The sequence below is a fragment of the Serratia sp. 14-2641 genome (assembly GCF_001692375.1).
In the GTDB taxonomy this organism is placed as follows: domain Bacteria; phylum Pseudomonadota; class Gammaproteobacteria; order Enterobacterales; family Enterobacteriaceae; genus Chania; species Chania fonticola_C.
In genome coordinates, this window is the sequence record NZ_LXKR01000046.1 from 1 (window position 1) to 9,059 (window position 9,059).

Below are 9,059 nucleotides of genomic sequence, written 5' to 3' on the forward strand. Positions count from 1 at the left end.
TTGGTCACTCTTCAAGACTTGATATTTTTTTGCTACCGAAGTAGCTGGATATCGTCTTGTGAGTGCCCACACAGATTGTCTGATAAATTGTTAAAGAGCAGTGAGTTACGCGCTTTCGCTTGCTAACTCGAGGTGGCGTATATTACGCTTTCCTCTTTCAGAGTCAACCTTAATTTCAGGTTTTTTCTCTGCGACCCCCGGAGACTCTGTGAAGTTGTTCACATGTTCCGTGTCGATGGAGGCGCATTATAGGGATCCCATTTTTTTCCACAACCCCTTTTTAGATCTTTTCTTACCGACTGCGCACTTTTCCGCCCTTTCGCGCGGATCTTGCCCGATCAAGGCCATTTTACCGACGATCCCCCGTGTTGACTGGTTGTAATTCCACCGTCAAAGTCTAGTATTGCCGGTAATAAGATCCTTATACGAGGCAATCCCATGTCCAATTCAGTGCGTCCTTATCTTCATTACTCCCCTCAAATTGGCCAACGCGTCATGATCGATCCTTCCAGCGTAGTGATCGGCAACGTTGATCTGGCTGATGACGTCAGCGTTTGGCCCTTGGTTGCCATCCGCGGCGATGTCAACGCGGTAAAGATCGGCGCACGCAGTAATATCCAGGATGGCAGCATTCTGCATGTCACCCATCAATCCGATTATAATCCGGCGGGTTACCCTTTACTGATCGGCGAGGATGTCACCGTTGGGCATAAAGCCATGCTGCATGGCTGTACCATCGGTAATCGCGTTTTGGTGGGAATGGGCTCCATTCTGCTCGACGGTGCCGTAATAGAAGATGATGTGATGATTGGTGCAGGTAGCCTGGTAGCCCCCGGCAAGCATCTGGAAAGTGGCTACTTATATGTAGGCAGCCCTGCGCGCCGGGTTAGAGCCTTGACTCCGGCAGAACTGGAAGGGTTACGCTATTCGGCCAATAACTATGTACGTTGGAAAGACGAATACCTCAGTGAAGATATCTGACTGCCCCGCCCTGCTTGCCAGAGCGGGGCAACCATCACACTGCCATTTCCTGACGTAATTGCTGCAATACCGGTTCAATCTCCGGCATCACACCATGCCATAAAAAGAAAGCATGGGCAGCCTGCCCCACCAGCATGCCTAAACCGTCCGCATAATGTTGCGCCCCCAACTGCTGCGCCCAAGCCAGGAATGGGGTGCCGCCCTGTTGGTAGAACATGTCATAGCACCGTGTCGTGCTGTGGATAATGCTGTCAGGCAGTGCGGGGATCTCCCCCTTGAATCCTGATGCTGTCGCGTTGATCACTAAATCAAAATGCTGTTGATCCAGCCGATCCAGCGGCAAGGCGGCGATCTCCCCCAGATGGCGGAACGCCGCAGCCAACTCCTCAGCGCGGCTGAAGGTGCGGTTAGTCAACACCACTTCACAGCCAAAAGAGAGCAGCGGCAGGATCACACCACGCGCTGCCCCACCCGCCCCAACCAGCAACACGCGGTCATCTGGCCGAATCAACTGCTGGCGTTCAAGATCAGACAGCAAACCGATACCGTCAGTGTTATCCCCCAGCAGCTTTCCATCGGGCAAAACCTTTAGCGTATTCACCGCACCGGCCATTGCCGCCCTTTCGCTAAGTTCGCTTGCTGCCTCATAGGCACATTCTTTAAAAGGGACGGTGACGTTGGCCCCTTGGCCACCAGCAGCAATAAACCGTTGCAAGGTAGGTACAAAACCGTCCAACGGAGCCAGCACGGTGCCGTAGGGGTGTTCGATCCCGGTCTGTTGCGCAAACAGCGCGTGGATACGGGGGGACTTGCTGTGAGCAATCGGGTTACCGAATACCGCGAACTTCTCCATAGATCTAGCCTCTAGCCCTGACGGATCAGCTCACCGGTCAAAGCATCTCTGATTTCAGAAGGGTTTAACCGGCCACCCACGTTACCTACCAGCACCGGGAAAGCATCACCAAACTGCTGTTGCACTTCAGCCACGGTGCGGCACGGCTCCTCACCGCTTAAGTTGGCACTGGTTGACACCAGCGGCTTGCCGAACTGGCGGCACAGCTGTTGCACCAGAGGATGATCGCTGACGCGCACGGCCAACGAATTAAAACGACCGGTCAGCAAGGCTGGCGTTTGCGGTTTTGCCGGGATCACCCAGGTTACCGGGCCAGGCCAACTGGCAAAGATCGCGGCACGCTGCTGCTCATTCAATACGCCATCATCAATATAAGGTGCTAGCTGGGCATAATCGGCAGCGATCAGGATCAGGCCTTTTTCCCACGGGCGTTGTTTCAAGGCCAACAGCTGTTTGACGGCCTGTTCGCTATCAGGGTCACACCCCAGACCGAATACCGCTTCTGTTGGATAGGCAATCACCTGCTGGTTTTCCAGCGCGGCAATAATGGGCGCGAATGAGGAAGTTTGTTCTGGGTTCATAGCTTGATTATTCTGAGATAGCGACGGGTTTTCCGCACAGTTTACTGGCGCAGCAAAGCGTTGGGCCTTTTGCCGTGCGCTTTTCCATCAGTAATGGATAGTGGCAGTAAGCACACTCACCGGCGACGGGTTTAAAATTAAGCACAAACTGACATTCTGGATAACGATCGCAAGAATGGAACACCTTGCCAAAGCGAGATTTGCGCTGCAGCAGTTGGCCTTGGCCACACTGAGGGCAGGCGATGCTGGTTTCATCCGGTTTGTCGATCACTTCGGTATGATCGCAGTCGGGATAGTGGCTGCAACCGATAAACATGCCATAACGCCCCTGGCGTAACACCAGCGTTGCCTGGCATTTCGGGCATTGCTGGCCCTCAAGCACTTTGACAATATGGCCATCCGCCTGCGCTTTCAAAGGCCGGATATATTCGCACTGCGGATATTGAGAACAGCCGAGAAAGGGGCCGTGGCGACCACTGCGGATCACCAACTCGGCCCCGCATTCCGGACAGGGTTCATTTTGCCTCGCGGCAAAAATCGCTGGTTTTGTCATAACGTCTTCTATGCCTGTTACCTACTCAGTGCAGGTAACCTTCGTTTACTTCAAATAACAGTTCTTCCATCTGCTGATAGGCGCTCTCATATCCGGGGATATTGAACAACACCATCAGCACTACCCATTTCAGATCTTCGAGATCAAATTCCGTATTATCCAAAGCCATAACACGATCGATAACCATTTCACGGGTTTCGAGGTTCAATACCTGGATCTGTTCTAGGAACAGGAGAAAACCACGGCAACCGGCATCTAAACGCACGCTCTCTTCTTCGGTGTAGATCCGCATAGCCAGCGGATCGGCATCCATAAAATAAGGGGCATTCTCGCCTTCCTGGAGGTCTGCAAGCTTTTCGAGCCAATTCAACGCGTTGAAGATATCATCACGATCAAATCCTGCTTCGGTAAGATCGTCGGTCAAGGTATCCTGATCAACGTGCATCTCTGGCTCATTGTGGATATAGGTTTCAAACAAATACATGAGTACGTCGAACATGGCATGCCCTCCTTATTCGGACATAGCCGCCGGGTACAGCTGCGATCCAACCTGCTAACTCCAGATCGAGTAATTTGATTACCACCTCTGGCACAGGTTGGCCGGCACGTTCAGCGACGACGTCAACAGGTGTCACCTCATCTCCTACGTTAGCCAACACATCGGCAAATGGCAATTCAACTTCGGCCTCTGATGCAGAAATAGTTGTATTTTCGTTCACGGACAGCCATTGCAACCCACTTCCCAGTTGTTCTGCGATATCTTTTGGGCCGGTGACCAAGCTGGCTCCCTGCTGGATCAACCAATGAGATCCCTCGCTCATCGGGTTACCCAATGCCCCCGGCAGGGCAAACACTTCGCGCCCCTGTTCCAACGCGTAACGCGCAGTGATCAGCGACCCGCTACGCAGTGAAGCCTCTATGACCACCACGCCCGCACTTAACCCACTGATAATACGGTTGCGACGTGGAAAATGAGCCGCCAGCGGCAAATCGGTAGCCAGATGTTCGGAAATCACCGCTCCGCCCTGCTCAATGATTTGCTCGGCCAGCCGGCGATGGCGGCGTGGGTAGATATTTGCCAGGCCGCTGCCCAATACCGCAATGGTGACCCCTTCGGCCTCCAAGGTTGCACGGTGACAGATCCCGTCAATGCCAATCGCCAGGCCGCTGGTGATGGCGAAACCGCAATGCACCAAACCGCTGGCAAAGTAACTGCCCCACTGTTCGCCATAGTGGCTGAACTGGCGGCTACCCACCATGGCGATTTGCGGCTGTTGCAAAGCCTTTACAGCCCCCTGCACCATCAGTAATAACGGCGCGTCATCGATATGCGCCAAGAGTTCGGGAAACGCTGGCTCACCGTACCGCACCATCTGATTGCCCGGCTGATCCAGCCACTTGAGCGTTGCCTTGAGATACTGCCCATGCCCACGCCGAAACTGCTTTTGCTGCTGGTCATTCAGCCCCAGAGGCTTAAGCAACCGATAAGGATCGCCGCCTTCAGCAATCAGGCGATCGATAATCTGGCTGGCTTGCAGTGCGTCGATCTTTGTCACCGCATGCATACGTAGAGCGATTTCTTCTGGCCCCATGGAGCATTCCCTCGCTGTAATTAGGGGATTACCAATTCGTGCAATTGGTCTGGGATGCTGTCAATCAGGCCAAGAAATGTCTAGAATAGAAGCTAATCACTGTTCATCACTCGGATACAGATCTTAAGATATATGTCAGTCTTGCAGGTATTACATTTCCCAGACGAGCGGCTACGCAAAATTGCGGCCCCGGTAAAAGAAGTCAATGCAGATGTCCAGCGCATCGTGGATGATATGTTTGAAACCATGTACGCAGAGGAAGGCATTGGCCTGGCTGCGACACAAGTTGATATTCATCAGCGCATTATCGTCATTGACGTTTCTGAAAACCGCGATCAACGCCTGGTGTTGATCAACCCGGAACTGCTGGAAAAAAGCGGTGAAACCGGTATCGAAGAAGGCTGCCTTTCTATCCCTGAGCAACGCGCCCTGGTGCCACGCGCAGAGAAAGTGAAGATCCGCGCCCTCAATCGTGAAGGACAACCTTTTGAGCTTGAGGCCGATGACTTGCTGGCAATCTGTATCCAGCACGAAATGGATCATCTGGTTGGCAAACTGTTTGTCGATTACCTGTCGCCGTTGAAACGCCAACGTATCCGTCAGAAACTGGAAAAAATGGCCAAGCTTGAAGCTCGCGCCTAACCGATCAGGAAATCAACGTGTCTGACTCTTTACGGATTATTTTTGCCGGAACCCCAGACTTTGCAGCGCGTCACCTAGACGCGCTGTTGTCATCTGGGCACCAGGTGGTCGGCGTCTTCACCCAGCCCGATCGCCCCGCAGGCCGCGGTAACAAATTGACGCCAAGCCCGGTCAAGGTGCTGGCCGAACAGCATCAAATCCCCGTTTTCCAACCTAAGTCACTGCGCCCGCAAGAGAATCAGCACCTGGTTGCCGACCTGAATGCGGACGTGATGGTGGTGGTTGCCTATGGGCTGATCCTGCCAAAAGCCGTGCTGGATATGCCGCGCCTGGGCTGCATCAACGTACATGGCTCTCTGCTGCCACGCTGGCGCGGTGCGGCACCGATCCAACGCGCTTTATGGGCTGGCGATGGCGAAACTGGCGTAACCATCATGCAAATGGACGTGGGTCTCGATACCGGCGACATGATGCATAAGATCGCATGCCCGATCGAAGCCAGCGATACCAGTGCCAGCCTTTACAACAAGCTGGCAGAACTGGGGCCACAAGGGCTGCTGATCACTTTGCAGCAATTGGCGGCGGGTACGGTGCAGCGCGAAGTTCAAGACGAAGCGCTGGTGACCTACGCAGAAAAGCTGAGCAAAGAAGAGGCACGCCTGGACTGGAGCCTTTCCGCCGAACAGTTGGAACGCTGTATTCGTGCTTTTAACCCTTGGCCAATCAGCTATTTCACCATCGACGATCAACCGGTGAAAGTCTGGCAGGCAACCGTGCTGGCGGAAACCGCCAACGCAGAACCGGGTACTATCGTGCACGCCGACAAGCACGGCATTCAGGTGGCTACCGCGCAAGGTATTCTCAACCTCACGCAGCTCCAGCCTGCCGGTAAAAAACCGATGTCGGCACAAGATTTACTGAATTCTCGCCGCGAATGGTTCACGCCGGGCAACCGGTTATAAGCCACTCCCACTGCCCGGCTATTGTTGCCGGGCTGTTCGTTTCTTAATGCCGATCGTAATCCGCCTTAGCCTATGAAAAACAATTACAATCTCCGAAGCATTGCTGCCAAGGCCATCGGCCAGGTACTGGATCAAGGGCAGTCGCTCAGCACCATTTTGCCCACATTACAAAAGAATATTTCTGACAAAGACCGTGGGCTATTGCAGGAACTCTGTTTTGGTACGCTGCGGGTGCTGCCGCAGCTCGAATGGTGCATCCAGCAGTTGATGGCAAAGCCCATGACTGGAAAACAGCGGCCACTTCACTATTTGCTGATGGTTGGGCTGTATCAGTTGCTGTATACCCGTATTCCACCGCACGCGGTATTAGCCGAAACGGTTGAAGGCGCGGTCGCCTTGAAGCGCCCACAGCTGAAAGGACTGATTAACGGCGTACTGCGCCAGTTCCAACGCCAGCAAGAAGAACTGCTGGCACGTGCAGCCAATAACGAAAGCCGCTATCTGCACCCTAGCTGGTTGCTTAAACGCATCAAACTGGCTTATCCGGCACAGTGGGAGCAGATCGTTGATGCCAATAATCAGAAGCCGCCAATGTGGCTGCGCGTCAATCGTCTGCACCATACCCGTGAAGATTATCTGAAGCTTATGCAGCAGGCCGGCATTACCGCCGAGCCTCATGCGGAGTATCGCGACGCAGTTCGCTTGCTGGCTCCGTGCCCAGTAACGGACTTGCCCGGTTTCTCCGAGGGCTGGGTAACGGTACAAGACGCCTCCGCTCAAGGTTGCGTTGATCTGTTGGATCCGCAAGACGGTGAACAGATCCTCGATCTTTGTGCAGCCCCCGGCGGCAAAACGACCCATATTCTGGAAGCCGCTCCCAAAGCTCACGTGCTTGCCGTGGATATCGACGAACAGCGTTTAAGCCGGGTGAAAGAAAACCTGCAGCGCCTGCGCCAACATGCAGAAGTTCGCCAGGGTGATGGCCGTACCCCGCAAGAGTGGTGCGGTGACCAACAGTTCGACCGTATCCTGTTGGATGCCCCTTGCTCCGCCACCGGTGTTATTCGCCGCCACCCGGATATCAAATGGCTACGTCGTGACAGCGATATCGCTGAACTGGCCGCTTTACAGAGTGAAATTCTGGAAGCTATCTGGCCACACCTGAAACCCGGCGGCGTAATGGTCTATGCAACCTGCTCTATTCTGCCGCAGGAAAATAGCGAGCAGATAGCTGCGTTCCTGCAACGTCACGGCGATGCCAAGCTGGTTGAAACCGGCGACACGCAATCACCAGGTAAACAGAATCTGCCTCATCCTGAGGATGGCGATGGTTTCTTTTACGCTAAGCTGATTAAAATATAACTGTTCAGGGAGCGCCTGCGGGCGTTCTCACCTTTCGGCCACGGCCGTCGCAGATCGAGCAGAGAAATCGATGAAAATAATTATTCTTGGCGCAGGGCAAGTTGGCGGAACACTGGCTGAAAACCTGGTGGGTGAAAATAACGATATCACCGTGGTCGATACCGACACCGGGCGCCTACGCCAGTTGCAAGACAAGTTTGACCTGCGCGTCGTCCAGGGGCACGGTTCCCATCCACGCGTATTACGCGAAGCCGGTGCCGAAGATGCCGATATGCTGGTTGCCGTCACCAACTCTGACGAAACCAATATGGTCGCCTGTCAGATCGCTTATACGCTGTTTAACACCCCGAATCGTATTGCACGGATCCGGGCGCCGGATTATATCCGTGAGTCCGAGAAGCTATTCCATCCGGAGGCGGTACCCATCGACCACCTGATCTCACCGGAGCAGTTGGTTATCGATTACATCTACAAGCTGATCGAATACCCTGGCGCCTTGCAGGTGGTGAACTTTTCCGACGGCAAGGTCAGCATCGCCGCTGTGAAGGCCTATTATGGCGGCCCACTGGTGGGAAATGCTCTGTCTGCCATGCGTGAGCATATGCCACATATCGATACTCGCGTGGCGGCAATTTTCCGTCATGACCGCCCGATCCGCCCACAAGGCTCTACTATTATCGAAGCTGGCGATGAGGTGTTCTTCGTTGCCGCATCACAGCATATCCGCGCGGTAATGAGTGAGCTGCAGCGGCTCGAAAAGCCCTACAAACGCATCATGATCGTCGGCGGTGGTAACGTGGGTGCCGGACTGGCGCATCGGTTGGAAAAATCGTACAACGTGAAGCTGATTGAGAAAAACCAGCAACGCGCCGCCGAACTGGCAGAGCAACTGCACGATACCATCGTGTTTTACGGCGATGCCTCCGATCAGGAGCTGCTGGCCGAAGAGCATGTCGAGCAGGTAGACGTGTTTATTGCCATCACCAACGATGACGAAGCCAATATCATGTCTGCCATGCTGGCCAAACGCATGGGAGCCAAAAAGGTGATGGTCTTGATCCAGCGCCGTGCCTATGTCGATCTGGTCCAGGGCAGCGTGATTGATATCGCAATTTCGCCGCAGCAGGCCACTATCTCCGCGCTGCTAGGCCACGTGCGTAAAGCCGATATTGTCAGCGTCTCCTCGCTGCGCCGCGGCGTTGCCGAAGCCATTGAAGCGATTGCCCATGGCGATGAAAGCACCTCCAAGGTCGTAGGCCGTATGGTCGAAGAGATTAAACTGCCACCAGGTACCACCATTGGCGCGATAGTGCGTGGCGATGATGTGATCATTGCCAACGGCAACAGCCGGATCCAGCAAGGCGACCACGTGATCATGTTTATTACCGATAAGAAATTTGTACCAGACGTTGAGCGCCTGTTCCAACCAAGCCCGTTCTTCTTATAGATACTTAAATCATGCGAATGATTTTTTGACACGTCCCAAGTCGAGAATTAGGAAAAACAAAAAATTTTCCTATACTGATTGTGTCA

At 53.9% G+C, this 9,059-nt stretch carries 10 protein-coding genes; 5 read left to right on the plus strand and 5 right to left on the minus strand.

Features of this window, described 5'->3' with window-relative positions; genetic code table 11:
• Positions 1-438 precede the first annotated feature (438 nt).
• Positions 439-981 (plus strand): gamma carbonic anhydrase family protein, encoded by a 543-nt coding sequence (locus A6U95_RS17775; protein ID WP_021808115.1) that lies wholly within the window; start codon positions 439-441, stop codon positions 979-981.
• Between the two features lie 34 nt (positions 982-1,015).
• Here the strand turns inward: A6U95_RS17775 and aroE are convergent, their stop codons facing one another.
• From aroE to dprA, 5 genes are read right to left on the minus strand one after another with little or no spacing between them, the layout of a single operon-like run.
• The gene (gene aroE, locus A6U95_RS17780) at positions 1,016-1,834 is read right to left on the minus strand and encodes a shikimate dehydrogenase (protein WP_024531124.1); all 819 of its coding nucleotides are present in this window, start codon (positions 1,832-1,834) and stop codon (positions 1,016-1,018) included.
• Between the two features lie 11 nt (positions 1,835-1,845).
• Entirely contained in the window at positions 1,846-2,415 is a 570-nt protein-coding gene (gene tsaC, locus A6U95_RS17785; protein ID WP_024531125.1) for an L-threonylcarbamoyladenylate synthase type 1 TsaC, read from the minus strand.
• Positions 2,416-2,422: 7 nt separating this feature from the next.
• The gene (locus A6U95_RS17790; protein ID WP_024531126.1) at positions 2,423-2,968 is read right to left on the minus strand and encodes a type I DNA topoisomerase; all 546 of its coding nucleotides are present in this window, start codon (positions 2,966-2,968) and stop codon (positions 2,423-2,425) included.
• Positions 2,969-2,993: 25 nt separating this feature from the next.
• Positions 2,994-3,467 (minus strand): DUF494 family protein, encoded by a 474-nt coding sequence (locus tag A6U95_RS17795; protein ID WP_021182206.1) that lies wholly within the window; start codon positions 3,465-3,467, stop codon positions 2,994-2,996.
• Positions 3,439-4,560 (minus strand): DNA-protecting protein DprA, encoded by a 1,122-nt coding sequence (gene dprA / locus A6U95_RS17800; RefSeq protein WP_065685446.1) that lies wholly within the window; start codon positions 4,558-4,560, stop codon positions 3,439-3,441. Before dprA ends, A6U95_RS17795 begins: the two co-directional genes overlap by 29 nt.
• Before the next feature lie 132 nt (positions 4,561-4,692).
• Here dprA and def point away from each other — a divergent pair, with 132 nt between their 5' ends.
• The 4 genes from def to trkA all read left to right on the plus strand — a co-directional run bounded on the left by def (position 4,693) and on the right by trkA (position 8,973).
• Complete coding sequence (def, locus tag A6U95_RS17805) at positions 4,693-5,202, plus strand: peptide deformylase (protein WP_024485624.1); 510 nt, start codon at positions 4,693-4,695, stop codon at positions 5,200-5,202.
• A 17-nt stretch (positions 5,203-5,219) separates the two neighbouring features.
• Positions 5,220-6,164 carry a methionyl-tRNA formyltransferase gene (gene fmt, locus A6U95_RS17810; protein ID WP_065685447.1) on the plus strand — a complete coding sequence of 315 codons (945 nt, stop codon included), beginning with the start codon at positions 5,220-5,222 and terminating at the stop codon, positions 6,162-6,164.
• 72 nt (positions 6,165-6,236) lie between these two features.
• A complete protein-coding gene (gene rsmB, locus A6U95_RS17815) occupies positions 6,237-7,526 on the plus strand; it encodes a 16S rRNA (cytosine(967)-C(5))-methyltransferase RsmB (RefSeq protein ID WP_065685448.1) in 1,290 nt (429 codons plus the stop codon).
• Between the two features lie 70 nt (positions 7,527-7,596).
• Entirely contained in the window at positions 7,597-8,973 is a 1,377-nt protein-coding gene (trkA, locus tag A6U95_RS17820; RefSeq protein ID WP_065685449.1) for a Trk system potassium transporter TrkA, read from the plus strand.
• Positions 8,974-9,059 lie beyond the last annotated feature (86 nt).

Bases quoted from the DNA above. Each gene is read 5' to 3' on its own strand.
- A6U95_RS17775 (WP_021808115.1), top strand. From the start codon at position 439: ATGTCCAATTCAGTGCGTCCTTATCTTCATTACTCCCCTCAAATTGGC.
- aroE (WP_024531124.1), bottom strand. From the start codon at position 1,834: ATGGAGAAGTTCGCGGTATTCGGTAACCCGATTGCTCACAGCAAGTCC.
- tsaC (WP_024531125.1), bottom strand. From the start codon at position 2,415: ATGAACCCAGAACAAACTTCCTCATTCGCGCCCATTATTGCCGCGCTG.
- A6U95_RS17790 (WP_024531126.1), bottom strand. From the start codon at position 2,968: ATGACAAAACCAGCGATTTTTGCCGCGAGGCAAAATGAACCCTGTCCG.
- A6U95_RS17795 (WP_021182206.1), bottom strand. From the start codon at position 3,467: ATGTTCGACGTACTCATGTATTTGTTTGAAACCTATATCCACAATGAG.
- dprA (WP_065685446.1), bottom strand. From the start codon at position 4,560: ATGGGGCCAGAAGAAATCGCTCTACGTATGCATGCGGTGACAAAGATC.
- def (WP_024485624.1), top strand. From the start codon at position 4,693: ATGTCAGTCTTGCAGGTATTACATTTCCCAGACGAGCGGCTACGCAAA.
- rsmB (WP_065685448.1), top strand. From the start codon at position 6,237: ATGAAAAACAATTACAATCTCCGAAGCATTGCTGCCAAGGCCATCGGC.
- trkA (WP_065685449.1), top strand. From the start codon at position 7,597: ATGAAAATAATTATTCTTGGCGCAGGGCAAGTTGGCGGAACACTGGCT.